The 25435-nt window shown below is 71.4% G+C and carries 25 protein-coding genes and 2 pseudogenes; 12 read left to right on the top strand and 15 right to left on the bottom strand.

Annotation, left to right across the window (positions count from 1 at the left end; translation table 11 throughout):
- Nucleotides 1-6 precede the first annotated feature (6 nt).
- From OG309_RS37180 to OG309_RS37215, 8 genes are read right to left on the bottom strand one after another with little or no spacing between them, the layout of a single operon-like run.
- On the bottom strand, nucleotides 7-864 hold the full coding sequence (locus tag OG309_RS37180) for a universal stress protein (RefSeq protein WP_329427875.1): 858 nt from the start codon (nucleotides 862-864) through the stop codon (nucleotides 7-9).
- Nucleotides 861-1541, bottom strand: a complete 681-nt coding sequence (locus tag OG309_RS37185; RefSeq protein ID WP_329427877.1) for a CBS domain-containing protein — start codon at nucleotides 1539-1541, stop codon at nucleotides 861-863. Before OG309_RS37185 ends, OG309_RS37180 begins: the two co-directional genes overlap by 4 nt.
- Nucleotides 1541-1810, bottom strand: coding sequence for a phosphopantetheine-binding protein (locus tag OG309_RS37190; protein WP_328940988.1), 270 nt, complete (start codon nucleotides 1808-1810; stop codon nucleotides 1541-1543). Before OG309_RS37190 ends, OG309_RS37185 begins: the two co-directional genes overlap by 1 nt.
- A complete protein-coding gene (locus tag OG309_RS37195; RefSeq protein WP_329427880.1) occupies nucleotides 1807-3201 on the bottom strand; it encodes a 2-oxo acid dehydrogenase subunit E2 in 1395 nt (464 codons plus the stop codon). The genes OG309_RS37190 and OG309_RS37195 overlap by 4 nt, the downstream gene beginning before the upstream one ends.
- A gap of 1 nt (nucleotide 3202) precedes the next feature.
- Entirely contained in the window at nucleotides 3203-4213 is a 1011-nt protein-coding gene (locus tag OG309_RS37200; RefSeq protein ID WP_329427881.1) for an alpha-ketoacid dehydrogenase subunit beta, read from the bottom strand.
- Complete coding sequence (pdhA, locus tag OG309_RS37205; RefSeq protein WP_329427883.1) at nucleotides 4210-5274, bottom strand: pyruvate dehydrogenase (acetyl-transferring) E1 component subunit alpha; 1065 nt, start codon at nucleotides 5272-5274, stop codon at nucleotides 4210-4212. The genes OG309_RS37200 and pdhA overlap by 4 nt, the downstream gene beginning before the upstream one ends.
- Entirely contained in the window at nucleotides 5274-7076 is a 1803-nt protein-coding gene (gene acsA / locus OG309_RS37210; protein WP_329427884.1) for an acetate--CoA ligase, read from the bottom strand. Before acsA ends, pdhA begins: the two co-directional genes overlap by 1 nt.
- Nucleotides 7073-7693, bottom strand: coding sequence for a CBS domain-containing protein (locus tag OG309_RS37215; RefSeq protein ID WP_329427886.1), 621 nt, complete (start codon nucleotides 7691-7693; stop codon nucleotides 7073-7075). The genes acsA and OG309_RS37215 overlap by 4 nt, the downstream gene beginning before the upstream one ends.
- A 199-nt stretch (nucleotides 7694-7892) precedes the next feature.
- On the opposite strand from OG309_RS37215, the gene OG309_RS38225 reads away from it, so the two are divergent.
- Nucleotides 7893-8177, top strand: a complete 285-nt coding sequence (locus tag OG309_RS38225) for a DUF1918 domain-containing protein (protein WP_323185855.1) — start codon at nucleotides 7893-7895, stop codon at nucleotides 8175-8177.
- On the opposite strand, the gene OG309_RS37225 is transcribed toward OG309_RS38225, so the two are convergent.
- Nucleotides 8164-8763, bottom strand: coding sequence for a CBS domain-containing protein (locus tag OG309_RS37225; protein ID WP_329427887.1), 600 nt, complete (start codon nucleotides 8761-8763; stop codon nucleotides 8164-8166). The two genes, OG309_RS38225 and OG309_RS37225, sit on opposite strands and share 14 nt — an antisense overlap.
- 369 nt (nucleotides 8764-9132) lie before the next feature.
- On the opposite strand from OG309_RS37225, the gene OG309_RS37230 reads away from it, so the two are divergent.
- Nucleotides 9133-10032, top strand: a complete 900-nt coding sequence (locus OG309_RS37230) for a universal stress protein (protein WP_329427889.1) — start codon at nucleotides 9133-9135, stop codon at nucleotides 10030-10032.
- Nucleotides 10032-10730 carry a helix-turn-helix domain-containing protein gene (locus OG309_RS37235; protein ID WP_329427890.1) on the top strand — a complete coding sequence of 233 codons (699 nt, stop codon included), beginning with the start codon at nucleotides 10032-10034 and terminating at the stop codon, nucleotides 10728-10730. Before OG309_RS37230 ends, OG309_RS37235 begins: the two co-directional genes overlap by 1 nt.
- 75 nt (nucleotides 10731-10805) lie before the next feature.
- On the opposite strand, the gene OG309_RS37240 is transcribed toward OG309_RS37235, so the two are convergent.
- Entirely contained in the window at nucleotides 10806-11675 is an 870-nt protein-coding gene (locus OG309_RS37240) for a universal stress protein (RefSeq protein ID WP_329427892.1), read from the bottom strand.
- A gap of 223 nt (nucleotides 11676-11898) precedes the next feature.
- On the opposite strand from OG309_RS37240, the gene OG309_RS37245 reads away from it, so the two are divergent.
- From OG309_RS37245 to OG309_RS37285, 9 genes and pseudogenes are all read left to right on the top strand, one after another.
- Nucleotides 11899-12804 carry a universal stress protein gene (locus tag OG309_RS37245; RefSeq protein ID WP_329427894.1) on the top strand — a complete coding sequence of 302 codons (906 nt, stop codon included), beginning with the start codon at nucleotides 11899-11901 and terminating at the stop codon, nucleotides 12802-12804.
- A 5-nt stretch (nucleotides 12805-12809) separates the two neighbouring features.
- Nucleotides 12810-13310: pseudogene (locus tag OG309_RS37250) on the top strand (universal stress protein); the annotation flags it as partial.
- Nucleotides 13311-13425: 115 nt separating this feature from the next.
- A complete protein-coding gene (locus OG309_RS37255) occupies nucleotides 13426-13800 on the top strand; it encodes a hypothetical protein (RefSeq protein WP_329428743.1) in 375 nt (124 codons plus the stop codon).
- Nucleotides 13751-16153, top strand: coding sequence for a phosphoenolpyruvate synthase (gene ppsA, locus OG309_RS37260; protein WP_329427896.1), 2403 nt, complete (start codon nucleotides 13751-13753; stop codon nucleotides 16151-16153). The genes OG309_RS37255 and ppsA overlap by 50 nt, the downstream gene beginning before the upstream one ends.
- A 260-nt stretch (nucleotides 16154-16413) precedes the next feature.
- Complete coding sequence (locus OG309_RS37265; RefSeq protein ID WP_329427897.1) at nucleotides 16414-16827, top strand: CBS domain-containing protein; 414 nt, start codon at nucleotides 16414-16416, stop codon at nucleotides 16825-16827.
- A gap of 218 nt (nucleotides 16828-17045) precedes the next feature.
- On the top strand, nucleotides 17046-17507 hold the full coding sequence (locus OG309_RS37270) for an Hsp20/alpha crystallin family protein (RefSeq protein ID WP_329427898.1): 462 nt from the start codon (nucleotides 17046-17048) through the stop codon (nucleotides 17505-17507).
- Nucleotides 17504-18043, top strand: a complete 540-nt coding sequence (locus OG309_RS37275; RefSeq protein ID WP_329427900.1) for a flavodoxin domain-containing protein — start codon at nucleotides 17504-17506, stop codon at nucleotides 18041-18043. Before OG309_RS37270 ends, OG309_RS37275 begins: the two co-directional genes overlap by 4 nt.
- A gap of 35 nt (nucleotides 18044-18078) precedes the next feature.
- The gene (locus OG309_RS37280; protein ID WP_329427901.1) at nucleotides 18079-18666 is read left to right on the top strand and encodes an Rv1733c family protein; all 588 of its coding nucleotides are present in this window, start codon (nucleotides 18079-18081) and stop codon (nucleotides 18664-18666) included.
- Complete coding sequence (locus OG309_RS37285; RefSeq protein WP_329427903.1) at nucleotides 18659-21385, top strand: cation-translocating P-type ATPase; 2727 nt, start codon at nucleotides 18659-18661, stop codon at nucleotides 21383-21385. Before OG309_RS37280 ends, OG309_RS37285 begins: the two co-directional genes overlap by 8 nt.
- On the opposite strand, the gene OG309_RS37290 is transcribed toward OG309_RS37285, so the two are convergent.
- The 5 genes and pseudogenes from OG309_RS37290 to OG309_RS37310 all read right to left on the bottom strand — a co-directional run bounded on the left by OG309_RS37290 (nucleotide 21355) and on the right by OG309_RS37310 (nucleotide 25427).
- Nucleotides 21355-22014: a DUF4389 domain-containing protein gene (locus OG309_RS37290; protein ID WP_329427904.1), complete on the bottom strand. Its 660-nt coding sequence runs from the start codon at nucleotides 22012-22014 to the stop codon at nucleotides 21355-21357. The genes OG309_RS37285 and OG309_RS37290 overlap by 31 nt on opposite strands.
- A 106-nt stretch (nucleotides 22015-22120) precedes the next feature.
- Nucleotides 22121-22318: pseudogene (locus tag OG309_RS37295) on the bottom strand (CBS domain-containing protein); the annotation flags it as partial.
- Nucleotides 22319-22360: 42 nt separating this feature from the next.
- Nucleotides 22361-23272, bottom strand: a complete 912-nt coding sequence (locus OG309_RS37300) for a potassium channel family protein (protein WP_329427906.1) — start codon at nucleotides 23270-23272, stop codon at nucleotides 22361-22363.
- A gap of 113 nt (nucleotides 23273-23385) precedes the next feature.
- Nucleotides 23386-24720 carry a nicotinate phosphoribosyltransferase gene (locus OG309_RS37305; protein WP_329427909.1) on the bottom strand — a complete coding sequence of 445 codons (1335 nt, stop codon included), beginning with the start codon at nucleotides 24718-24720 and terminating at the stop codon, nucleotides 23386-23388.
- Nucleotides 24721-24773: 53 nt separating this feature from the next.
- Entirely contained in the window at nucleotides 24774-25427 is a 654-nt protein-coding gene (locus OG309_RS37310) for a CBS domain-containing protein (RefSeq protein WP_329427911.1), read from the bottom strand.
- Between the last annotated feature and the right edge of the window lie 8 nt (nucleotides 25428-25435).

A 25435-nucleotide genomic window follows, 5' to 3' on the forward strand; every position in this document is an offset into this window, starting at 1 on the left:
CTGCGATCAGTCGTGGGGAACGAGGGCCACGGGCACCGGGCTGTGGTGCAGGACAGCGTGGGCCACGCTGCCGATGTGTGCGCCGAGCGTCGAATGGCGGGTACGCCGGCCCACCACCACGAGGGAGGCCTCCCGGGCGACCGCCACCAGTTCGAGTCCGGCCGATCCGACCGCCACGCGGGCGACCGCCTCGACGTCGGGATACTTCGCCTGCCAGGGTTCCAGCATGGCCTCCACGGAACGCTTGATCTCCGGCATCATGGAAAGCCTGTAGTCCGGGACCATCGCGGGCCCCATTCCCGCGTGCAGTGGCAGCTGCTGTACGTACACGACGAGGACCTGGGTGTGCCGTCGCGCGGCTTCCTCGAAGGCGAAGCCCAGCACGGAGTCCACGGGCTGCCGCACGTCGGCCCCGACCACGATCGGGCCCCGCGGAGTGCTTCCCGCGCTGACGGCCCGTACCAGTACGACGGGTCGCTCGACGGCACCGGCGACCGTCAGGCCGACCGAGCCGAGCAGGTACCCGGCCACGCTGCCCAGCGCCCGCGAGCCGAGAACGAGCAGATTGCTCTCCTCAGCCGCGGCGACCAGACCCGGAACGGGCCCCGAGGGCAGCACCTGGGAGGTCACCGACAGGCCGGGATGGCGCTCGCGCAGCTCACCGGCGGTGCGCGCCATCATCTCCCTGGCCCACGGCTCCTCGGACTCCCACTTCACGAGCGACAGAGCGGCCTCCGGTACTGGTTCCTTCGCGTGCACCAGATGTACGTCAGTCCCGCGCAGCACCGCCTCCTCGGCCGCCCACTCCGCGGCTGCCTTGGCCTGCTCCGTACCGTCCAGGCCGACCACGATGCTCCGTGTCATGATCGTCCACCTCCTCGTTCGGTGTCATCGACGTCGTACGTGAGACGGGTGCAGGAGACCGAGACCACGCCGTCCACCGTCGCGCACATGCGCTCGATCGCCGGTGCCATGCCCCGGAAGGGCAGCCTCCCGCCAAGCTCCACCCGCCCGTCGTGCACTTCGACGGAGAGGACAGTCGGTTCGAGACGCAGCGTGTCACCGAGCACGTCCTCGACGATCTCCCGGCGGATGTCGTCGTCCTCGCGGAGGAAGACGCCCAAGAGGTCGCGACGGCTCACAATGCCCAGCAAGCGGTCCTCGCCATCGACGACCACGAGCCGCTTGACCCTCTGCACCTCCATGAGCCGCGCCGCCTCCGCCACGGTCCACTCCGGACGGGCACACACCGCGGGGGCGGACATGAGCTCCTCGGCCCGTGTTCCCTCGGCCTTCGCCCGTTCCCACGCCTCCAGGCCCGGAACGGCCGGCAATCCACTCGGTGCGGCGGCCTGGTCGGCGGTCTTGCGCAGCAGATCGCCCTCCGACACCACCCCGACGACCCGGCCGTCCCCGTCCACCACGGGCACAGCGGTCACTTGGTGCTGCGCGAGTGTGCGGGCGACCTCCTTGAACGGGGCGTCGCCGCGGACACTCACCACCTCACGGGTCATCAGCTGGTCGATCCTGCGGTGACGCATCACCCTCTCCTTCCTTGTGCGGACGCACTGGCCTCGCCCACCAGGCGAGCGGCGCAGCCGTCCCACGTGTCGAGGGCCGGATAGTCGTCCTCGCTGAGTTCCGCCCCGCTGAGTTCGGCGAGTGCCTCGACGAACTCGAGGAAGTCCAGCGAATCCATCTCGAACGTGTCCCGCAGGGACACGCCGGGATCGAGCCCCGTGAAGTCGGCGTCGGGGACGACGCGCTGCACGGCTTGCCGGACGAATGCCTTTGCCTGGTCGTGGTTCACAGATCCTCCGGTCGTTGCAGGAGCCGGTCCATGGCGGTCAGGAGACGCGCGCCGGTGGCGCCGTCGGCGGCACGGTGGTCGGCGGACAACGTCGCCGTCACCATGGGACGTACTCCCAGCAGGCCCTTCACGGCCACCGGCCGCTCGACGATCCGGCCGAGGCCGACGAGCGCGACCTGCGGCGGGTAGACGACCCCGAACACGACCTCGACGCCCTGGTCGCCGAGGTTCGTGACCGTGAGGCTGGGGTCGGCGGTCTCGGACGCGCGGAGCCGGCCGCCCCGTGCCCGCGCCACCAGGTCCTTGAGTGCGGCCATCACCTCGACCACGGAGAGCGTGTCGGCGTGGGCGAGGGACGGGGCGGCAAGGCCACCGCCTCGCAGGGAGACGGCGATGCCCAGCCGTACCTCTTCCGCCGGGACGAAGCCGTCGTCGACCCAGTGCCCGTTGAGCTCGGGCACCTTGCGCGCCGCCAGCGCGACGGCCTTGAACAGGAGTGCGGCGGGCACCAGACGGGCGGACAATGGCAGTTCGCGGTTGCGGGCGTGCATCCACTCCAGGGCCGCTGCCATGTCCACGGTCGTGGAGAGGTAGAAGTGCGGGATCTCCCGCTTGGATCGGCTCATGAGCCGGGCGGTCGCCGCCCGTGCCATATCCGGGACGGCCGGCCGCGGTGCGCCCTCGGCGGCCGGGGCGGAACGGACGTCCTCCGCACGGACGGTGCCGCCCCGACCCGTGCCGGTCACCTCGGCGAGGTCGACGCCGAGCTCCGTGGCCAGCCGCCGCGCGAGCGGTGAGGACTTCACGCGCGGAGGAACGGGACGCTCCCCGGTCGAGTCGTCGCTGCGCACCGGCTTCGTCGACCGTGTCGTCGGTGCGGGCTTTGCCTCGGCCCCGGACCCGCTCCGCTTCCGTCGCGCCGGTTCCGTCCCCGGCTGCCGCCTGATCCCGGTGTGAAGGGGCTGTGAGGAGCCGGCGCTCTTGGCGTGCTCCGGTGCTCGTTCAGGTTCCGGTTCCGAGTGCTCCACGTCCGCGCGTGTGATCCTGCCTCCCGGGCCCGAACCATGGACGGCGGCGAGGTCGACGTGCCGGTCCTGGGCGAGTCGGCGGACGAGGGGTGTCGACGGGGGCCGGTCCGTGGTGGGCCGGCTCTCGGCGGACGTGCCGATACGAGCCAGCGGGGTGCCCACCGGCACGGTGGTGCCCTCGTCGACGAGGAGGGCGTCGACCGTACCGCTGTGGAAGCACTCCACCTCGATCGCGGACTTCGCTGTCTCGACCACCGCGACGACGTCGCCCCGCGCCACCTGGTCGCCGGGGTGCACCAGCCACTGGGAGAGCGTGCCCTCGTCCATGTCGGCGCCGAGTGACGGCATCGTGAACTCGGCCATCTCAGCTCACCACCCGACGCGCCGCCGCCACGATTCCGGCCGGCTGGGGGAGTGCCGCCTCCTCCAGCCGACGGGCGTACGGGACGGGGACCTCCGCGCTGCACACCCGCTCGACGGGCGCGTCGAGTTCGAAGAACGCCTGCTCGCAGATGCGCGACTCGATCTCGGCGGACAGACTGCCGCTGCGCCAGCCCTCGTCGACCACGACGGCCCGGTGGGTCCGCCGGACCGATCCGACGAACGTGGCGTCGTCCAGGGGCCGTAGCGTGCGCAGGTCGACCACCTCCGCGCTGATCCCCTCGCCCGCCAGTTCCTCCGCGGCTTCGAGGGCCTTGGACACGCAACCGCCGTACGCGACGACCGTGACGTCGGTGCCCTCGCGCCGGACGGCCGCGCGGTCCAGGTCGACACTTCGGACCGATGGATCCAGAATTCCGGCGGCGTTGTAGAGGCTCCCGTGCTCGAAGAGCAGCACCGGGTCGGGGTCGACCAGCGCGGCCGACAGCACGTGGCGGGCGTCGTCGATCGTGGCCGGCGCCAGGACACGGAGGCCGGGGATGTGCGCGTACCAGCCTTCGAGACTGTGGGAGTGCTGGGCGGCCAGCTGCCGTCCCGCGCCCGTCGTCATGCGGATCACCAGCGGCACGCCGAGCTGTCCGCCGGACATGTGCCGCAGGGTGGCTGCGTTGTTGAGGATCTGGTCGAGGGCCAGCAGGCTGAAGTTGACCGTCATGATCTCCACGACCGGTCGCAGCCCGGCCAGCGCGGCGCCGATCCCGGCTCCGACGAACGCGGACTCCGACAGGGGCGTGTCCCGGACACGATCGGGGCCGAACTCCTCCAGGAGGCCGAGGCTCACCCCGAAGCAACCGCCGTAGCGGCCCACGTCCTCACCCATCAGGAACACTCGGTCGTCCGAGGCCAGGGCCTCGCGCAGCCCCTCGCGCAGGGCCTCCCTGTAGGTGACGCTGTCGTCGTCGGGATGCGCCCGCGGACGTGTACGCGTGCTCATGCCTGAGCCTCCTCGTGTCGGCCAGTGACATGCAGCAGCAGATCCTCGGCCGGCTCCTCGGGGGCCTGTTCGGCCGCCCGGACGGCGTCGTCGATCTCCTCGGCGGCCTGGTGCTCCAAGTCCTCCAGTGCGGCGGCGTCGAGGAGTCCAGCCGTACGCATGCCGTCGGCGAGGCCGGTGACAGGGTCGTGCCGCTTCCACTCCTCGACCTCGTCCTTCGGCCGGTACCGGTCAGGGTCGTACATCGAGTGCGCGCGGAATCGATACGTCCGCATCTCCAGGAAGTGCGGTCCGCTACCGGCGCGGATGGACTCGACCGCCCCGCGCGCCGCTCTCTCCACGGCGTGCACGTCCATGCCGTCGACGGCCCAGGCCGCCATGCCGTACGACGCCGCCCGCATCGCCAGGTCCGTCTGGGCGTGTTCGCGGGCGAGGGCCGTCCCCATCGCGTACAGGTTGTTCTCGCAGACGAAGAGCACGGGCAGTCCCCAGAGCGCCGCCAGATTGGCGGTCTCGTGGAACTCGCCCTCCGCGAAGGCCCCGTCACCGAAGAAGCAGCAGGTCACTCGAGACTCGCCGCGCAACCGGTCGGCGAGCGCCAGGCCCGCCGCGAGCGGCAGTCCGCCGCCCACGATCGCGTTGCCGCCGTAGAAGCGGCGGTCGGCGTCGAAGAGGTGCATGGAACCGCCGCGGCCGTGGCTGCACCCGGTGCTCTTCCCGTACATCTCCGCCATCACGGCCTCGGGCGGTATCCCACGGGCCAGGGCGTGGCCGTGTTCGCGGTACGTGGAGACGACCGCGTCCCGCTCGTCGAGAGCCTGGTGGACGCCGACCGCCACCGCCTCCTCGCCGATGTAGAGGTGCACGAAGCCCCGGATCGCCGCTGCGCTGTACAGCTCGACGCACCGTTCCTCGAACCGCCGGATGAGCAGCATCTGCCGCAGCAGATCCAGGTCGTGGGACGCCGCAGGAGTGCGGGAGGGCGTCGTGGGTCCACGTGCGCGACGGGGGCGCTTCGTCTTCGGTGTTCCGGCGGGCGTACCGCCGTGTGCGGTGGCCATCACGGTTCCTTCTCGGAGAGCTCGGCCGTCCCGGCCGGTTCGGGTGTCTCCAGGGTCGACACGTCGCCCTCGGGCAGGCCCAGTTCGCGGGCCCGCAGCAGGCGGCGCATCACCTTTCCGCTGCGGGTGTGGGGCAGATCCTCGACGAACTCGATCTCCCGGGGGGCCACAGCCGGGCCGAGGCGCCGACGGGCGAATGCCAAGACGTCGCGCCGTAGTTCGGTGTCGGGCGGATACTCGGGGCGCGGCAGCACGAACGCCTTGACGATCGCGCCTGCCAGCGGGTCAGGGCGTCCGATGACACCGGCCTCGGCGACCGCCGGATGCTCCATGAGCGCGCTCTCCACCTCGAACGGCCCGATGAGGTGCCCCGCGGACTTGATGACGTCGTCGGCGCGGCCCACGAACCAGTACCAGCCGTCGGCGTCGCGGCTGACGAGGTCGCCGGTCAGGTACCAGCCGTCCGCGAAGCACGCCTCGTAACGGTGCGGCTCGTGGAGGTAGGCCCGGAACATCGATGGCCAGCCCGCCCGTAGGGCGAGCTCGCCCTGGGCACCGGGTTCTTGGAGGATCTGGACGTGCCCGCCGGTGATGGCCGCCCGGCCGTCCTCGCCGCACGCCAGGACGGCGGCCTCGACACCGGGCAGTGGGCGGCCCATCGAACCGGGCCGCACCGGATCGGCCGCGAAGTTGGCGATCATGATGGCACCGGTCTCGGTCTGCCACCAGGTGTCGTGGACCGGAAGCCCGAGAGCCTCCCGGCCCCAGTGCACGGCCTCGGGATTGAGAGGCTCACCGACACTAGCGATGAACCGGAGCGACGAGAGGTCGTGACGCTCCGCGGGAGTCGGCTCGCCGCGGCGTGGTGCGGCCCGCATGAGCATGCGGAGCGCGGTGGGTGCGGTGTACCAGACGGTGACGTGCTGGTCGGCGAGGATCCGGTACCAGCGAGCGGGGGCGAAGTCCCCTTCGTCGACGACGGTCGTCACGCCGTGGGTGAGCGGGGCGATGATCCCGTACGACATGCCGGTGACCCAGCCGGGGTCGGCCGTGCACCAGAAGACGTCGCCCTCGTGCAGGTCCAGAGCGTAGGCGGCGGTGACGTGATGGGCGAGGACCGCCTCGTGCACGTGTACCGCGCCCTTGGGGGTGCCCGTCGTGCCGCTGGTGAAGTGCAACAGCGCCGGCTCCGCCGGATCGGTCGGGCACACCGTGTACGTGTCCGGCGCGGCGGCCGTGAGAGCGGGGAAGGAGAGGGTGTCCGGGGGCGGGTCGGCCCCGGGGTCGAGAAGCAGGACGTGCCGCAGGTGCGGGAGACGGGACCGTACCGGGGCCACCTTCCGCTCGTACAGCTCCCGGGTCGTGACCAGCGCGCGGGCGTTGCCCAACTCCATGCGCAGTGCGATGGGTTCGGGACCGAAGGCGCTGAAGAGCGGGCACAGGACCCGTCCGGCACGCAGCGTTCCGAGGACGGCGCTGTACAGCTCGAACCGGCGGCCGAGGAGGGTGAACACCCGCCCGCCGCGTTCCACGCCGAGCGTCTCCAGCACGTGCGCGAAGCGGGAGCTCTCGGCTGCGAGACGGGCGAAGGTGACCGTCTGGACGGTTCCGTCGCGGGCGACGCAGCGCAGCGCGACGCGTTCGCCGTGGCCCTCGCGCAGGTGCCGGTCGACGGCCTCGTACCCGATGTTGATGCCGCCGTCCGGCAGCCCGGCGAGCCGGGACCGCTCGCGTCGCCAGGAGAAGGTGGCCCGGGCGCTGTCGTAGTCGGGCATGACCGGTGCCACCCACAGGGCGTTCATCGCGGTGGCTCCACGTCGAGCGCGAGGTTGTCGTAGGCGTACTCGATCGATTCGTGCAGGGCGACGACTCCGTCGCCCGAGCGGCAGAGCCGTGTGGTCACGCGGATGTCGGCACGCTCGTCGACGCGGCCCGTCAGCCTGACGACTCCGTCGTCGACGGTCACACGGATCGTGTCCGGGGCGAGGCGCAGGAAGGGCCGTAGCAGGTCGCTGCGGCTGACGATCCCGACGACTCGACCGGTCTCGTCGGCGACGGGCAGTCCCTTCACGCCCTTGCGGTGCATTGTCCGGGCCGTCTCGACGAGATTCCAGTTCGCCCGTGCCGTGACGGCCGACGAGGTCATCGGCTGGGCGGCCGTCTCCGCATCGGGCAGCCCTCGCTCCTGGGACAGCAGCCGGACGCCCGCCCAACGGCCCTCCAGGTCGGGGAGCTCGGCGGTGGCCCGCAGCAGGTCGGCCTCCGAGACCACGCCGAGCAGGCGTCGGTCGGCGTCGACGACCGGGACCGCCGAGACGTCGTGGTCGGCGAAGAGCCGGGCAATCTGCTTGAACGGGGTCTCCGGGGCGGCGGTGACCACGTCGTGGGGCATCACCTCGAAAACCGTGCGGTGCTGCATGACGGTCCTCCTTCACGGGACGCGGCCGCCCCAGGTCTCACTCTGCTGCGCGAACCGCACCCGGGGCAGTGCCGAATGGTCCCCTTCAGGGACTGTTGGCCCCTATGGCGGTGGGCCCGCCGGGACGCACGGTGGAGAAAGCGAGAGAGCCCGTCTCGGGAAGACCGCGGCCGGGCGCTCGTGCCGGGAGGCGAGAAGCATGACCGGGACCGGAGCACGACAAGGCCAGGAGAAGCCCCGCGCCGGGTTGTGGGCTCGCGTCGGTGACCGGCTGATCGTGGGCGGTGCGACGGTCGGGGACGAGGGGCGAGACGGTGAGATCGTCGGGCTCCACCATCCGGACGGCACTCCGCCCTTCGATGTCCGATGGGCGGACACGGGCCGGGTCACCGAGGTGTTCCCGGGCCCGGACGCGCGCGTCCAGCACTTTCCGCCGCACGGCACGAGAGAGGCCGGACCCGGGAAGGCTGCTACGAGGTCGTGAATTCCGCCGTCGCGGCCACCACACCGGGCACCGCTCGTGTCAGGCGCAGGGCCAGATCCGCCGGAACAGACTGTGGCAGGCGTCCGGCGAGCGTCACCGCGCCGTTCTCGACCCGTACGGTCAGTGCCGCGTCACCTTCGGGGATCAGGTGCGTGAGGAGCTCGTGGCGCACGTCCTCGGCGAGTTCGGAGTCGGAGCGAAGGTAGACCTTGAGCAGATCGCCCCGGCTGACGACACCCACCGGGCGGCCCTCCTCGTCCACCACGGGAAGCCGCTTGAGGTGGCCCTGCGCCATCAGCCGCGCGGCCCCGGCGATCGTGGCATCGCGCGGAACGGTGACGGGCGGAGCCGACATCAGGCTGCCCGCCGTCACCGATCCCGCGTCGTCCCGGGCCTCTCCCGGAACCTTGCCGAGTACGTCCGCCTCGGACACCACGCCGACCACTCGTCCCTGGGCCGACAGCACGGGGACCGCGCTCACGCCCCAGCGCCGCATGGACCGGACGATCTCCTTGACCGGTGCGTCGAACCTGGCGGAGACCACCGCATGGGTCATCACGTCGTCGACGGTACGAGGGTGCTTCATGACCGGCCTCCGGTACGCCTGCGCCCCGAGTCCTGTTGCTGCGAGGGTTCCGCCTTCGGGCGGCTGACGACAAGGGCCGAACGGGGCACGTCGGGACCCGGGCAGCCATGGCGCGGACCGTCTGCCGGTGCTTTCCTGAAAGTGAGGAGGGGGCCCGCCAGAGGGACGCGGGGAAGCGGCTCAGAGCCGCGCACCGCGCGATCAGGATCCGCGAGAAGCGGATGGGCCCCTCCTCCCCAGTGTCTCCGCGCCGCCTCCCTACGCGGACCGGGCGGTCCGGGCCCGGGACCGACCGGCCCTACCTCGTCACTCCAGTGCGGTGCGAGCGTGGCAGCAGGCCACCACACGACCCGGAAAGGCGGTGGCACCATGGAATCGCCCCTGGTGGTAGGAATCGACGGGTCCGACGCCAGTCTCACGGCCTTGGACTGGGCCGTCGACGAAGCGGTACGGCATGGGCTTCCCCTGCGCATCGTCCATGCCTCCCTGTGGGAACGGTACGAGGGTGTCGTGCCGGCCTGGACCACGGACCGGCCCTCGGGACAGGTCCTCGCCGAGAACATCGTCGGCACCGCGGCCGAACGCGCCCGGCGCCGCGCACCCGACCTCCCCCTCACCACGGACGTCCTCGCCGAGGACGCGTCGACCGCGCTGCTCAGGGAGGGCCGGGATGACACGATCCTCGTCGTCGGATCCCGCGGGCGCGGCGAGCTCGCCGACCTTCTGCTCGGATCCGTCAGCCTCATCGTGGCGGCCCGGGCCCACTGCCCGGTCGTCGTCGTAAGGGGGGACCGGCAGGCCCTGGAGGCACGCCACGGGCGCGTCCTGCTCGGCATCGGAGAGCACGACGTGGACTCGCCGGCCGTGCGGTTCGCCTTCCGTGAGGCAGCCGTCCGGGACGCGGTACTCGACGTCGTCGGCACCTGGCGACGGCCGGCCCATGAACCGGCCGACCACCTGCTGATGAGGCGCGCCGGGGCGGCCTACTTCACGGAAGGGGCCTCCGAACTGCTCGACAAGGCCCTTGAGGCCGCGGCGTCCGAACATCCCCAGGTGCGCCTGCGCAGGAGCACGGTCGAGGGCCTCGCCCACAAGGTCCTGACCGAGCGCTCCGCCGCCGCCGACCTGCTGGTCGTCGGCGCGCGACGCCGCGACGGCCTCGTCGGCCTGGAGCTCGGCAGGGTCGCCCACCGCGCCCTGCACCACGCCTCGTGTCCGGTCGCCGTCGTACCCCAGCGGCGTCCGGAGACCACGGAAGGAGACGGGTGATGAACACGGCTGATGGCCGGCACGCGACCAGCGACCTCGGCCGCCGCGTCGCGGCCAGGCGCGCACAACTCGGCCTGTCCTGGGAGGACGTGGCCGAACGGGCCGGCTCGACGCCCAGCTACATCACCTACGTGGAGGAGCAGGTGGCCACCCCGGGGATCGAGTTCCTGGTCCGGCTGGCGAACGCCCTTGAGACCACCGTCCAGGACCTCACCGGGTACACGGCGGACCTCGCGCCAGGAGGAGCCCGCGCCGGGTACCGAGCACGGATGGAGGAGATCGGCGAGGCCGAATGCTGGGAGCTGCTCGACGGCCACGGCGTCGGCCGGGTCGCCGTCGAAGGACGGGACGGACTGACGGTGTTCCCCGTGAACTACCAGGTCGTCGACGGAGACATCGTCTTCATGACGGCCGCGGACTCTTCCCTCGCGCGCGCCTCGGCGTCCGGCGTGGAGGTCGCCTTCGAGCAGGACCACATGGACGACGCCTTCAGCCAGGGCTGGAGCGTGCTTCTTGTCGGTCCTGCGCGCACGGTGTCGGAGGAGACGGAAGTGCGAAGGCTCAAGGACGCTGTCCACTCGGCGCCGTGGGCGGGGGACGGGCGGGACACCGTGGTGACGCTCTCACCGCGCCGGGTGACCGGACGGCGCATCCAGGTGCCGGGCGCGCCCGGCACGCCGTCGGGGTCTGCCGAGTAGGCCGCTCCTCGCGGATCGCCGGACCTGCGCTCCCGGTGGCCGGACCTGACGACCCGTAGCCGCCGTCCGCTCACATCAAGGGGACGACGGCGACAAGGGGACGATGGCGACCGGCGTGGGGCTGTGGTGGATGACCGCGTGGGCGACATGGCCCAGATGCGGGCCGAGAGGGACTGTCCGACTCCGGCGTCCCACGATGACGAGTCGCGCCGTCTGTGACGCCTCGACCAGCTGGTACGCGGGCGAGCCCACCACCGCCTTGGCCGACACTTCCACGCCCGCGTACCGCTTCCGCCACGGTTCCAGCAGGTGGTCCAGCCCCCCGAGAAGGTGGCCGCCCAGCTCCTTGCCGATCCCCGGGTCAATGACGGCTGCGTAGCCGTACGAGGCAGGAAGTGTCCAGCTGTGCAGGAACCGCAGGGGCAGGCCCCTGCGGGCGGCTTCGTTGAAGGAGAACGCGAGCAGGGCTTCGCACGGGTGGTGGATGTCGACGCCCACCACGATCCCGCCTTCGGGAGCCGTTCGGCCGTTCTCCGCGCGCACGAGGACGACCGGCTGTCGCGCCGCGCCGATGACGGCAAGGGAGACCGAGCCGACGATGAAGGCGCGGACGCCACCAAGCCCGCGTGAACCGAGGACCGTCAGATCCGCCTCGTTCGCGGCGGCCGTCAGTTCCTCGGCCGCCCGACCGCGCGCACGCTCCGTGAGCACCTTGAGGCCGGGATGGTCCTTCCGCACACGGGCCGCCTCGTCCCGCAAGAGACTCTCCGCCCGCTCGGCCATGGTGTGGGCGTACGGCAGGGGCACCTCCGGGGTGTTCGGCCACTCGTCCACGTGCACCAGCCGGAGGGGCACCTCGCGCAGCACCGCTTCCGTCGCCGCCCAACGCAGGGCGGCGAGGCTTTCCATCGAGCCGTCGAGACCGACGGTGACCTGGGCTGTCATGACGTGCCTCCTCAGTAGTGTCCGCTCCGTTCCGTCCGTGGTCCGGATCGAGCAACGAGTTCAGACTTCAGGCTGGTGCCCCGTTCCCCACCGGCAGCAGGGCCGGGCAGGTCTCGATCGGGGCCGAACGGCCCATCCCGAGGAGGCCCACCCCGATGCCAGTGTGGGAGATGTCGCCCCTCGGAACGTGCTCGAGCCTCGGGCGTACCCCGGAGGAGGAACCATGACCAGCGAGACCCCCGCCCGACCGGAGCTCGGCAACGTCGTCGTGGGAGTCGACGGGTCCCCCTCCGCGCGCACGGCCGTGCTCTGGGCCGCCGACGAGGCGGACCGACGGCAGAGGCCCCTGCATCTCGTCCACGCCGCCGACACCGACCGCCGGGCCCTCTTCGCCAATGCCGAGACGATCCAAGCGGTGCGTGAAGCGGGTCGCGACCTGCTGACCGAGACCGCGACTGCGGTTCGTGACCTCTTTCCGGACCTTGCCGTCACGAAGGAGCTGAGCCGCCAGGAGCCGGTCGCCGGTCTCCGGGCCGCCGCCGGCCACCGGGGCACGATCGTGGTGGGCAACCGGGGGCTCGGCGGCTTCTCCGCACTCATGCTCGGATCCGTCGGTCTCGGTGTGGCGGGCCGCGCCGAGGTGCCCGTGATCGTGGTCCGTGGTGACGGGGACCGTCCCGTGTCGGGCTCGGTGACAGCAGCAGTGCACGGTGCTTCGGACCTGGGCTGGCTGCTCGTCGCGGCTGCCGAGGCGGAGGCCCGCAAGGCGGCGTTGCGGCTGGTGAGCGTCTGGAACGTGCTCACCCACATCGGCAGCGTCGCCACCATGCTCGACGACCTCGACGAGATCGCGCGGCAGCGCGTTCACGAGATCAAGTCGCTCGCCGACCTCGCCCAGGAGTTCTACCCCACCCTGACCGTCAGCCATCACGTCGAGACGGGCACAAGCACGCCCGGGATCCTGGTCGAGGCGAGCGCCCACACCGATCTTCTGGTGATGGGGAGACAACACCGCGCCCTGGGCGCGGGCCCGTCCCTGGGCCGCGTCGCCCACACCCTGCTCCACCACGCCCACTGCCCGGTGGAGATCGTCCCACCCGCCTTCGCCACCCGGGTCGAGGAGACATGAACGGGATGGTGCTCGGAGGCGACCCCCGGGACCAGCCGGTCCCCGCTCTCGTCCGGGCCGCCGATGAGGCCGTACGAGGAGGACTTGCGCTCCGACTGGTCGTCGCCGTACCGCCTGCCCACGACGGGCTCCTGTACGACGCGCTCGCAGAGCATGTCGCACTCGTCGTCGGCTCGCGTCGTCTCGGCAGGGTGGCCGAGGTGTTCAGCGAGAGCTCCGTGGTCGCCCCGCTCACGGCGCGGGCCGCCTGCCCCGTCGGCGTGGTCCGCGCACCTGAGCACACCACCGTGCACCCACGGACCGTCGTCGTCGGCGTGGACGGAAGCAGGTCCTCACAGGCCGCGGTCGCCTTCGCCGTCAAGAAGGCGAGCATGCGCGAGGCACTGCTGCGGGCCGTCTGGGTCTGGCCCCGGTCCCTGCTCGCCCACGACGACGGTGAAGAAGGTCTGGCCGAGCGGCGTCGGCTCCTCGCCGAATCGGTGGCGGGCTGGGCGGAGAAGTATCCGGATGTCGCCATCTCCCAGGAGGTCCTGCGGGGGCATCCGGTCGAACAACTTGCCCTGACGTCCCAGGAATCCCTCTCTTGTGGTCGGTCGCAGAGGCCGTGGCGGCTACTCCGGCATGCGGTTGGGTTCGACGGTCCACGGCCTGCTGCACCGTGCCCTGTGTCCCGTGATCACCGTCCCCCTCCCGCAGGGCGAGCGGCAGACCGGCCCGTGCCCGCTGCCCCGCTCGGCACTGGGGCGCGACGACCTCCACGCGGGAGGGCGGGGCGAGAGGACGCCCCCGGTCCGTCGGCCGGTTCTGCGGAGAGGTGAGCATCATGCAGCGCATCCGGATCAGCCCCCCTCCCCGCCGTCCCCGCGGGCCCGCGCCCCTCGACCTGCGCACGCCGTCCGGCCGGCCCCTGCCGTACTGAGGAGGCCCGAGAGCCGTGGAGGAGACCATGGGACCGATACGACACGTCATGCCGTTCACGGAACTGGGGCGGCATGACGTCAGCCGAGTGGGTGGCAAGAACGCCTCGCTGGGCGAGATGACCAACCGGCTCGGTGGTGTGGGCATTCGTGTCCCTCCGGGATTCGCCACCACCGCCGAAGCGTACGAGGAACTGCTCGCCTCCCGAGACCTCCGCCGCCGCGTGAAGGCACAGATCGACAGACTGCATGAGGGAGCCCAGCTCGACGAGGTCGGGGCGGCCATCCGTTCCCTCTTCCTCGCGGAGCCGTTGCCCGCCCCCCTGCGGGATGCCGTGCTCGTGGCGTACGAGCGGCTGGCCGAGGAGATCGGCCGGCAGGCGCCCGAGGTGGCCGTGCGCAGCAGCGCGACCGCGGAGGACCTGCCCGAAGCGAGTTTCGCCGGGCAGCAGGAGACGTACCTCAACGTCAGCGGCGCCGAAGCACTCCTGGAGGCGTGCACGCGCTGCTACGCCTCCCTGTTCACCGACCGGGCGATCGACTACCGCGAACGGATGGGCTACGACCACCTGGCCGTCGCCCTCTCCATCGGCGTCCAGGTCATGGTCCGCTCCGATCTCGCAGGCGCCGGGGTCGCGTTCACCCTCGACCCGGAGAGCGGCTTCCCCGAAGTCCTCGTGGTGAGCGCCGCCTGGGGGCTGGGCGAGACCGTCGTCAGCGGCCAGGTCGACCCCGACGAGTACACGATGTTCAAACCGAGCATGAAGGACCCGGCGCTCGACCCCGTCATCGACGTGCGGATCGGCAGCAAGCGGCTGAAGACCGTGTACGCGGACACCGGGCTGACCCGCACGATCGACACCCCCGACAGCGAGCGGAACCAGCGGGTCCTCGACGACGCGGAGATCGGCACGCTCGCCGGGTGGGCTGCGGCCGTCGAGGAGCACTACGGCTGCCCGATGGATCTCGAGTGGGCCAAGGACGGCCTCACGGGAGAACTCTGGATCGTCCAGGCGCGCCCGGAGACGGTGCAATCACGCAGACACACCTCGACCCTGAGTCGCTGCCGGCTGACGGTCACCCCTGGAGAGCCGCTCGTGGAAGGCATCGCCGTCGGCGAGGCGATCGGCCAGGGCCGCGTGGTCGCGCTCGACGCCCCCGTCGACCTCGACCGCTTCCCGCAGGGCGGCGTTCTCGTCACAGGTGTCACCGACCCGGACTGGGAACCCGTCATGAAGCGCGCCGCAGCCATCGTCACCGACCACGGCGGCCGCACCTCGCACGCCGCCATCGTCAGCCGCGAGCTCGGCGTCCCCGCCGTCGTCGGCACCGGCAACGGCACCCGGATCCTGCGTGACGGCCGTCCCGTGACCGTTTCCTGCGCCGAGGGAACGAGCGGACGCGTCTACGACGGGATGCTTCCCTACGAGGAGGTCCTGACGGACCTCGCGGATCTCCCGGCCACCCGGACCCGGGTGATGCTGAACCTCGCCGACCCCTCGGCCGCGTTCCGCTGGTGGCGGCTGCCTGCAGACGGCGTTGGACTGGCCCGCCTGGAGTTCATCGTCGCCCACCAGGTGAAGGTCCATCCCATGGCCCTGCTCCACCCGGAGCGGCTCGACGCCCACGACCGGCATGTCATCGATCGGCTCACCGAGGGCTACCTCGACCGAGGCGACTACTTCGTCGACCGGCTGGCCCACGGCATCGCCCGGATCGCCGCCTCCCGCTGGCCGGCGCCCGTCGTCGTACGCACCAGCGACTTCAAGACCAACGAGTACGCCAAGCTCCTCGGGGGCCGGCCCTTCGAACCGGACGAGGCGAACCCCATGATCGGCTGGCGAGGTGCGAGCCGGTACTACAGCGACGGTTACCGCGAGGGCTTCGCTCTCGAATGCCGTGCGCTGCGCCGGGTTCGCGACACCATGGGACTGACGAACGTGATCGTCATGATCCCCTTCTGTCGCACTCTCGGCGAGGCCGACCGCGTATTGGCTGTGATGGCGGAGGAGGGACTGGTACGTGGCGAGAACGGGCTGCAGGTCTACGTCATGGCGGAGATTCCGGCCAACATCATCCTGGCCCAGGAGTTCGCGGAACGCTTCGACGGCTTCTCCATCGGCAGCAACGACCTCACCCAGCTCACCCTCGGCGTCGACCGCGACTCCGAGGCCCTCGCCCATGTGTTCGACGAGCGGGACCCCGCCGTCGTCCGCAGCATCCAGACCCTCGCCGCCCGCGCCCACGCGGCAGGCCGCCCTGTCGGACTGTGCGGGCAGCGGCCCAGCGACGATCCGGGGTTCACCGCGATCCTGGTCGACGCGGGCCTCGACTCCATATCCGTGGCACCGGACAGCTTCGCGGCGGTCAAACAGCATGTGGCCCACGCGGAGACGACGCTGGCGAGCGGCACCGGACGAAAGGAGGAGTGACCATGCCAGGAAGACACCGCACCGAGTCGCCCGGGACGCCGAGCCGCCGGCCCGGCGTGGTCGACGAGGCGACACGGGAGACGCACGGCCAGGTCGGCCCCGGAGCCATCAGCCGCCCGCCGAGAGGGCGAACGGGCGCCCGTTGCGCCCCGCGCACACCATCAGGGTGTCGACGTTCTTCCTCTGAACCAACGGCTGATCGGCACCAACGGCCGATCGGCAGGATCGCCAGCAGGGGGACCGCAAAGGAGGACGCGGCCATGACGACCGCAAGGGAAATCATGCACGCCGGTGCCAACTGCGTGCAGGAGACCGAGAGCCTGATGGACGCCGCACGTCGCATGAGCGAGCTGAATGTCGGCGCCCTGCCCATCTGCGGCCCGGACGACCGGCTGCACGGCATCATCACCGACCGGGACATCGTGGTGAAGTGCCTCGCCAAGGGCAAGGACCCCCACCGGATGACGGCCGGGCATCTCGCTCAGGGAAAGCCGGTCACCGTGGACGTGGGCGCCGACAGCGAAGAGGTGCTCCGCACGATGCAGGACCACCGAGTCCGCCGCGTGCCCGTGATCGACGATCACCGCCTGGTCGGCATGATCAGCGAGGCGGACCTGGCGCGACATCTGCCGGAGGAACGGGTGGGCCACTTCGTCGAGGAGATCTGCCGCTGACAGTAGCCGAGCCGTGGCGTCATGGGCCGGTCGGTCCCTCCTGGTGCGGCCCGTCCGGCCCCATCAGGCAGCCCCCTTGGACACTGCGCCACGCGACCTCGTGGGTGGAAGAGTGGATGACGGAGTCGGACCGGACTCCACAACCCGATCCACCTCCATTCCGCACCGACTCGGGTCCACGGCGACCGTCCTGGGCCCCGTACACGAGGAGCAGCACCATGGCCGGAGGCAAGGTGGAACGCAGGCACAGCCTCATCCCCGACTTCAACGACTGGTTCAACCGGGAGTTCCCCGGTCTGCCCGGGTGGCGCCCCGCGACGGCCGCCCACTCCATCCCTATCGAGATGACCAGCGGCGACGGCGTGTACGTACTGCGAGCCGAGCTGCCGGGCATCGGCCCGGACGACGACATCGGCATCACCGTCGACGACAACCTCATCACGGTGAGCGCGGAGCACAGCGAGAGCACGGAGGACAAGGAGCACTCGGAGTTCCGTTACGGATCGTTCCGCAGGACCGTGCGCCTCCCGGCCCCGATACCCGCCGACGAGGTCGAGGCGTCGTACACGGACGGCATCCTCACCATCCGCATCCCGATGCCCGACGAGGAGGAGACCACATCGGTTCGGACCGTTCCGGTGAAGCGGACCGCCAAGCCGGGCGAGGGAGCGGAATCATGAATGCCAAACGTGTCCTGGTCGCCTACGGCAGCAAGGCCGGCGCGACCGCCGGTATCGCCGAAGAGATCGGCCAGACGCTCCGGGACGACGGCTTCGACGCCGTCGTCCTGCCGGCCGACACCGTCACCGACGTCAGCGGCTACGACGGAGTCGTCCTCGGCGGAGCCCTCTACGCAGGGCACTGGACCGGCAAGGCACGACGGTGCGCCCGGCGCAACGCCGAACAGCTCAGGCACCGGCCTCTCTGGCTGTTCAGCAGCGGTCCCATCGACAGTTCCGCGGAACAGCGCGACATCCCGCCTGTACGCGGAGTCGCCCGGCGGATGAAGAAGCTCGGCGCTCGCGAGCACATGACCTTCGGTGGCGCCGTGACCGCCGAGACGTCGGACCCGGTCGCCCGGCACATGGTGGCCCGGGGCAAGGGCGGCGACTTCCGCAATCCGGAACGGATCCGGGCCTGGGCCCACCACATCGGAACGGAACTCGGAACGGAACTCGGAACGGAACTCGACGCACCCACTGAAAGCGGCCTCTGACAGGTCGGCGAGGCCACCCCCACGGGAGGTGCGGCATGCTCCACCAGGAGTCGGGGAGCGGGACCACCCCGCCCAGGAGACCCGCACGGAGCGCCGCCCTGGTCTTCGTACTGCTGGTCGCTGTGATCTGCGGTGCTGTGGCCGCCGGGAGCCTCTGGTCGGCGGGATCCGAGACCGACCGTGAACTCGCCGCGCACCGGCGTCAGGTGACCGCGACCACCACCGGGCCGGCGAAGGACTCACCCGCCGCCACCCGGTACGGCACGAAGCCGCAGGCCGTCGCACCGGCGGTGTGGGAACAGCCCGAGCACGTCCGCCGGTCCGGGAACATTCACGTCCCGCCCCGGACGCCGGAGGGACGCGCCGTGACGATCTGGGTGGACGACGCAGGGTCCCCCGCCCGGCCGCCCGGCAGTGCTGCCGACCGCGCCCTGACCTCGATGTCGGGCGGAGTGGCGGCGGCAGGCGTCACGGGGGTGACGGGCGCCGCCGTGGTCCTCCTCGTACGACGGCGGAACGAAGGTCACCGGCTCGCGGCCTGGGAACGCGAGTGGGAGCAGGTGGAACCCGTATGGTCCGGCCGACTCCACCGTGGCAGCGGTGCAGGAGACGACGATGACTGACCGTGTCGGCAGCCGTCCCACCCCGGAGCGAACCGCTTCCTCCACCGAGGCGCCGCCCTTTGACCCCAGTGAACCGCTGCCCCGGCTGCGTCGTGAGCTCGCCACGGGCCCGGACGGTCTCTCGGCCCGCGAGGCCGCCCGGCGCCTCGCCGTCCATGGGCCGAACGAGGTGCGGCGAAGGGTGCGCTCCTCCTTCGTGCGCGAGCTGGTCGGACAGGTGGTCCACCCCCTGGCCCTGTTGCTGTGGGCTGCCGCCGCCCTCGCCTTCGTCGCGGACCTGGCGGTCCTCGGTTGGGCGATCCTCGCGGTCGTCGCCGTCAACGCGGCTTTCGCCCTGCTCCAGGAACGTCAGGCGGAGCGGGCGGTGGAGACACTGGCTCGCTATCTGCCCGAGCACGCCCTCGCCGTACGCGACGGGCAGCCTCACGTGGTGGAGGCCCGTGACCTCGTACCGGGCGATCTGATCCTCCTGGAGGAGGGCGACAAGGTCCCCGCCGACGCGCACGTCACCGAGGGTGGGGTCGAGGTCGACCTGTCGATGCTCACGGGCGAGTCCGTGCCGGTGGAACGGATCGCCTCGGCCGGGATCCTCGGCGCCCCGCTGCTCGAGGAGCCGAACCTCGTCTTCAGCGGGACGACCTGTGTCGAGGGGCAGGCGCGTGCCATCGTGTTCGCCACCGGAAACCAGACCGAACTCGGTCGGATCGCCGCGCTCAGCCAGCGGACGCGGCGTGAGGCGAGCCCTCTGGAACGGCAGGTCAAGCGGGTCGCGTGGCTCATCGCCAGCGTTGCGACCGGCATGGGCGTCGTGTTTCTCGTCCTCGGGGTGGCGGTCGGGCTTCCGGTCACAGACTCCTTGACGTTCGCCATCGGACTGCTCGTCGCCAACGTCCCGGAGGGACTCCTTCCGACCATCACGCTGGCCCTGGCCGTCGGCGTCCGAGCCCTCGCCCGCCGGGGTGCCCTGGTCAAACGGCTCAGCGCCGTGGAGACCCTCGGCTCCACGAGTGTCATCTGCACGGACAAGACCGGCACACTCACCCGCAACAGCATGCGTCTCAGGGCGCTGTGGACGGTCGACCACGGGTCGGAGCCGGGTCCCTGGGCGGAGGAACTGGCGAGGGCAGGAGCCCTGTGCACCACGGTCACGCGAGAAGCCGACGGCGAACTGCACGGCGACCCCACCGAGGCCGCCCTCGTCGCCGGGGCCGCCGACCACGGGGCTCCGCTGGACCTCGGTCGGCGCGACGCGGGGCGGCGGGCGCTGTTCCGCTTCGATCCGCGGCTGCGCCTGATGTCGGTCGTGCAGGGAGGCGAGACGCAGGGCGGGGAGACGCGGGGCCCCATGCGGGTCTTGGTCAAGGGTGCGCCCGAGGCGGTGCTGGACCGCCTCCTGCCGGGAACGGGGGCGGACCCGGCCCGCGCGGCGGCTGAGGAGCTGGCCCGGCAAGGCATGCGGGTCCTGGCCGTCGCCGAACGCGACGTGCCGAGTGGCGCGGAGCCGCCGTCACGCCGTCAGGACGCGGAGTCGGGGTTGGCCCTGCTCGGGCTCGTCGGGCTGTACGACCCGCCGCGCCCCGAGGTGGCGGAGGCCGTCCGCCGCTGCCACGAGGCCGGGATCCGGGTACACGTCGTCACGGGCGACAACGGCGCCACCGCCGCGGCCGTCGCCCGGGAGGTCGGCATCGGAGTACCTCGTCTGCACGTGGTCGCGGCGTCGGAGTCGCTGGGCGACGACGAACTGGACCGCCTTCTCGTGGAAGGCGACGACGAGATCGTCTTCGCCCGCTCCTCGCCCGAGACGAAGCTCAAGGTGGCCGACACCTTGCGGGAGCACGGCCGGATCGTCGCCATGACGGGTGACGGCGTCAACGACGCCCCCGCGCTGCACCGCGCCCACATCGGGGTGGCCATGGGACGCTCCGGCACCGACGTGGCCCGCGAGGCCGCCACCATGGTGCTCACCGACGACGACTTCGCCACCATCGTGACCGCGGTCGAAGCAGGGCGCCGGGTCTACGACAACGTACGCAAGTTCATCGTCTACATCTTCGCCCACGCGACCCCGGAGATCGTGCCCTTCCTCGTCTTCGCGCTCTCCGCCGGCGCGATACCGCTCCCCCTGACCGTGCTGCAGATCCTCGCCATCGACCTCGGCACCGAGACCCTGCCGGCCCTCGCCCTCGGTCGGGAACGCTCCGAGCCCGGCATCATGCAGCGGCCTCCGCGGCCGCGGCACCAAGGCGTGATCTCCCGCGACATGCTCATACGGAGCTGGGGATACCTGGGTCTCACGTCGTCGGTCCTCGTCATGGCGGGCTACTTCTACGTGCTGTGGCGCGCGGGCTGGCAGCCGGGTGACCCCACGGGTACCGGCAGCCCCATGCACCACGCCTACGTGACGGCCACCACGGCCACCTTCGCCGGCATCGTCACCTGCCAGGTCGGCACGGCGTTCGCGGCCCGCACCGACCACGCGGCGCTGCGGGACATCGGAGTGTTCACCAACCCGCTGCTGCTCGCCGGTATCGCCTTCGAGCTCGCGTTCACTGCCGCTCTCGTCTACGCGCCCCCGCTCCAGCATCTCTTCGGCACGGCCGCCCTTCCTCCGGATGTCGTCCTGCTCGTCGCGACGTTCCCGGTGGTGGTGTGGGGCACCGACGAGCTGCGGCGTGCCAGGCGGCGCCGTCAGCGGACGTCGGCCCTCCCCGGATCGTGACCGCCCTGGTCGAGTCGGAAGGGCGGGTAGGCGTCCGTCATGAGGCTCGCGTAGGCGACGACGCGCAGGACCCAGCGGTTCAGTCCGACGATCAGGGCGAACAGGTCACGCGGATACCGGTCGGTGAAGGCCACGGCGAAGCCCGCGATGAGCGCCAGCAGGGTGATCAGGCCGCTGCTCCACCATCCCGCGTGCACGCCGCTGGTGAAGAAGGCGATCACGAGGTACTGGGGGATGGCGAGCAGCCACCACTTGACCAGGACCATCGAGCGCGAGAGCCGCTCCGGGTAGACGATGTCGAGCCGGGCCGGGTAGTCAGGCTCGGGGCCCAGGCTGAAGGGCGGGTAGCGGTCGGTGCCGAGAGCCCCGTACGAGTAGTACGAGACGCGCCAGGACCAGCGGAGCACGCCGAGGTTGAAGTCGAACAGGCCCCGTGGGAAGCGCTCGGTGAAGAGGATGGCGAAGAACGCGATCACCGTCACCACGAAGAAGGCGATCCAGAGGAAGAACAGCACGATGCAGTGCGGGATCACCAGGATCCACTTGACCAGCCACAGCCAGCGGGACAGCCGGCTGTCGAGTTCGGCGGATACCGCCACGGGACGGTGCAGCGCGCCAGGGGTGTCCATGATCGTCACTTCCTCGACAGGTCGTCGTCTTCGCACCTGAGCCGGTCGACGATCCCCACGACACCGTCAACGCTGTTGCAGAGCCTGAGGAGCACCGGCACGAGGCTGCGGCGGCGGAGGCACGGCGGCGTACCAGGTCCGCCTCCGAGACCACGCCCACAGCGGGCGGTTCGACTCGTCCACCACGCGCACCGCGGGTGATGTCGAACTCGTCCAGGCGCCGTGCGATCTCCTTGAACGTCGTGCCCTGACCGACGCTGACCGCCGTGGGCGTCATCAGATCCGCGACGCCGCGGTGCCTCATCGCTCGTCACCTTCTCGCGCGTTCGACCGGCGGCCCCCACGTTCAGGATCGCCCGCTGCCGCCGTCTTGGGGAGGGCCGTCCGGTCCCCGGGGTTGCCCGTGGTCGTCGGCGTAGGCCGCGAAGACCCGCTCGGGCCCCTCGCCCGTGTGCAGGAAGCGCTCGTCGAGCACGACGGCCAGGTCTTCCAGTGCCCTGCGCAGTACCGACGCGGAGAGCCTGACGTCCGGGTGGTGCGCCCCGTCGGCCTGGTCCGTGACGCCGAGGGCGTAGCGGAGCTGCCCGGGCAGGGACGTGTTCTCGTCCCCGTCGTGGAAGTAGTACGACTCGGCGTACTGCAGGAAGTCGACCGTGATGGTGGAGAGGGCCGAGGCGATTCCGTCCAGGAGGGCGGCGCCGCCGTCGGAGTCGAAGGCCTGGGCGGTGGCCCGGCTGCGGCGCACGTGCGACAGCCGCAAGGCCAGCGCTCGGCGCCGGGCCAGCGCGGGGTAGATGCCGAGGATCCAGGCGACGGTCGCCGACAGCAGGACGAAGCCCACGAGGGCCTCCATGGGGGCGAGTACGCGCAGCCATCCGGAGGCCGGCGCGATGTCGCCGAGGCCGAGTGTGGCCAGGGTGACCAGCGAGATGTAGAGGGCGTCGAGCGGGCGCGCGTGTTCGGACGGGTCGAGCCCCGTCGCATACGAGAAGTCCTCCGGCATGTGGGGCCAGTAGATGAGCGCCCATCCCACGGCCACGGTCAGTGCCCACGCGGCGACGACCGTCACCATGCCGAGCGGGCCCGAGAGCCCCGCCGACCGCCGGCGCTTGCCGAGGCGCGGGGACAGCCACCACAGCGACACCATCACGAGCCTGCTCAGACCTCCGTGACGGGTCGGGTGCCAAAGGGTGTGGAACACGTCCCGGAGGATGAACAGCACCAGGACAGCGCCCGCGGGCGTCGTAAGCCAGGTCATCTCGGCAGCTTTCCCACCAGCAGTGACGGCGTCCCGCCCGTCGGCTTCGATCTCAGCCCCCTGGCGGCGCCCGCCCGCCCCTTCGGGCGCAGCCTCCGCTGCCTGCCCGGGTGTTATCGCCCGGCTCGCGTCCGCTCCTCGATCCGGTGTCGTACGACGGTCGTCAGAGCCGACAGCCGGGTCGACGCGACCGGTACCGGTGGCACGGGGTCCTCGATGCGGCCCGCGGTCTCCGGCAGTGCGGCGAGGTCCGAATGGAACCGGGCGCGGGCGGCGGCCAGGGTGCCGGGGGGCTCCGTGCGGAGCCCACCGCGCATCACGGTGCGCAGCAGTGGCTCCGTGCCCTCGGGCGGCTCCTCGTTCGCCAGGCCGATGACGTCGCGGAGGCCGGGGCCGCGGAACACCTGCTTCGGGGCCGGAGCCGTCGCCTTCGCCGACGAGAGCTTCATGACGGGGTGGCCGTCGTACTCGACCAGCTTGTACGCAGCATCCAGATACGGTGCGTCGGCGGCCGTGCCGACCTTCGTCCCCACGGCGAAGACGTCGATGGGCGCCCTGTCCCGTACGAGCGTGGCGACGGCGTACTCGTCGAGGCCGCCGCTCGCGATGATCTGCACGTCTCTCAGCCCCGCCGTGTCGAGTGCGGTACGGGCGCGTCGGGCGAGCGTGCCGAGGTCGCCGCTGTCGAGCCGGATCCCGCACCCCGGGCCGAGCCCCAAGTCGCCGAGGACGCGCGCGGCCGTCGCGACCCCGCGATCGGTGTCATACGTGTCGACCAGGAAGGTCACGGGACCCGGATGGGTGCGGGCGAAGGCGCGGAAGGCGTCCTCCTCCGAGGCGAAGGCCTCGATGTAGGAGTGGGCCATGGTGCCGGAGGCGGGAATGCCGTACCGGGTCGCGGCGGCGACATTGCTGGTGCCCGCGAACCCAACCAGGGCGCAGAGCCGGGCCGCCTGCATGCCGGCCGCAGGTCCGTGGTTCCGGCGCAGGGAGAAGTCCACCAGGGGCCGCCCGGCGGCGGCGAGCACACACCGCGCCGCCTTGGAGGCGACCGTCGTCTGGTGGCAGACGAGGGACAGCAGGTAGGTCTCCACCAGCTGGGCCTGCGGCAGGGGTGCAGTGACTTCCAAGAGCGGCTCGCCTGCGAGGACGAGTCGTCCTTCGGGCACGGCGCGGACCTGGCCGTCGAACGACAGGCCGTGCAGCGGTTCCAGGTCTTCGGCCGGCCGGCGCAGCGCCTCGGCGAACTCCCGGACGTCGGAGCGGCCCACGAGGAAGTGGGAAAGGTAGTCGAGGGCCGGTTCGAGCCCCGCCGCGACGAGAAATCCGCGCCCCGGGGGGAGGTCGCGTACGAAGAGGCTGAAGGTGGCCGGGGCCCGCATGTCCTCCCGCAGGTACGAGAGCGCCATCGTGACCTCGTACAGGTCGGTGCTGGTCACCGGGGACATGCTTCGAACATGTACGGCGGACCCGTGACCTGCACCGGAACGGCCGGACATGGCTATGTCCGGCCTTCGGCGGTGAGCTCGCACCGTACGTCCACCACGCCCTCGACGGCGCGGGCCAGGCGGGCTGCGAGCGGGATGAGCGCGCTGTCGCGGACCTTGCCGGACAGCGTCACGACTCCGGCGTCGACGCGGACCTCGACCCCACGCCGGGAGAGCGGGAAGAGGTGCTCGACGACGTCGCGGCGCACTGCGGCGGCGAGATCCTCGTCGGCGCGGAGGAAGACTTTGAGCAGGTCGGACCGGCTCACGATGCCCTGGATGACGCCGCTCGCGTCGACGACCGGCAGCCGCTTCACGCGATGGGAGGCCATGAGGCGGGCGGCCCGGGGCAGGGAGGCCTCGGGAGCGACGGTGACCGGGGGCGAGGTCATCAGGTCCTCGGCCCGGCGAGAACCGGCCTTGGCGGTGGCGTCGGGCCGTCGCATCTGTTCGACGAGACCGAGGCGGTGGTCGTGGAACTCCTCCTTGAGGAGCAGATCGGCCTCGGACACCACCCCGACGACGCGGCCCTCGCCCTCGACGACTGGTACGGCCGTCACCTTCCACCGCTCCATGGCGGTGACGATCTCCTTGAAGTCCGCGCCGGGCTGGACGGCGACGACCTTCTTGGTCATCACGTCGGCGACGGTGAACGGCTGAGGTGTCATCGCTCTTT

It is taken from the genome of Streptomyces sp. NBC_01268, assembly GCF_036240795.1.
In the GTDB taxonomy this organism is placed as follows: Bacteria; Actinomycetota; Actinomycetes; order Streptomycetales; family Streptomycetaceae; genus Streptomyces.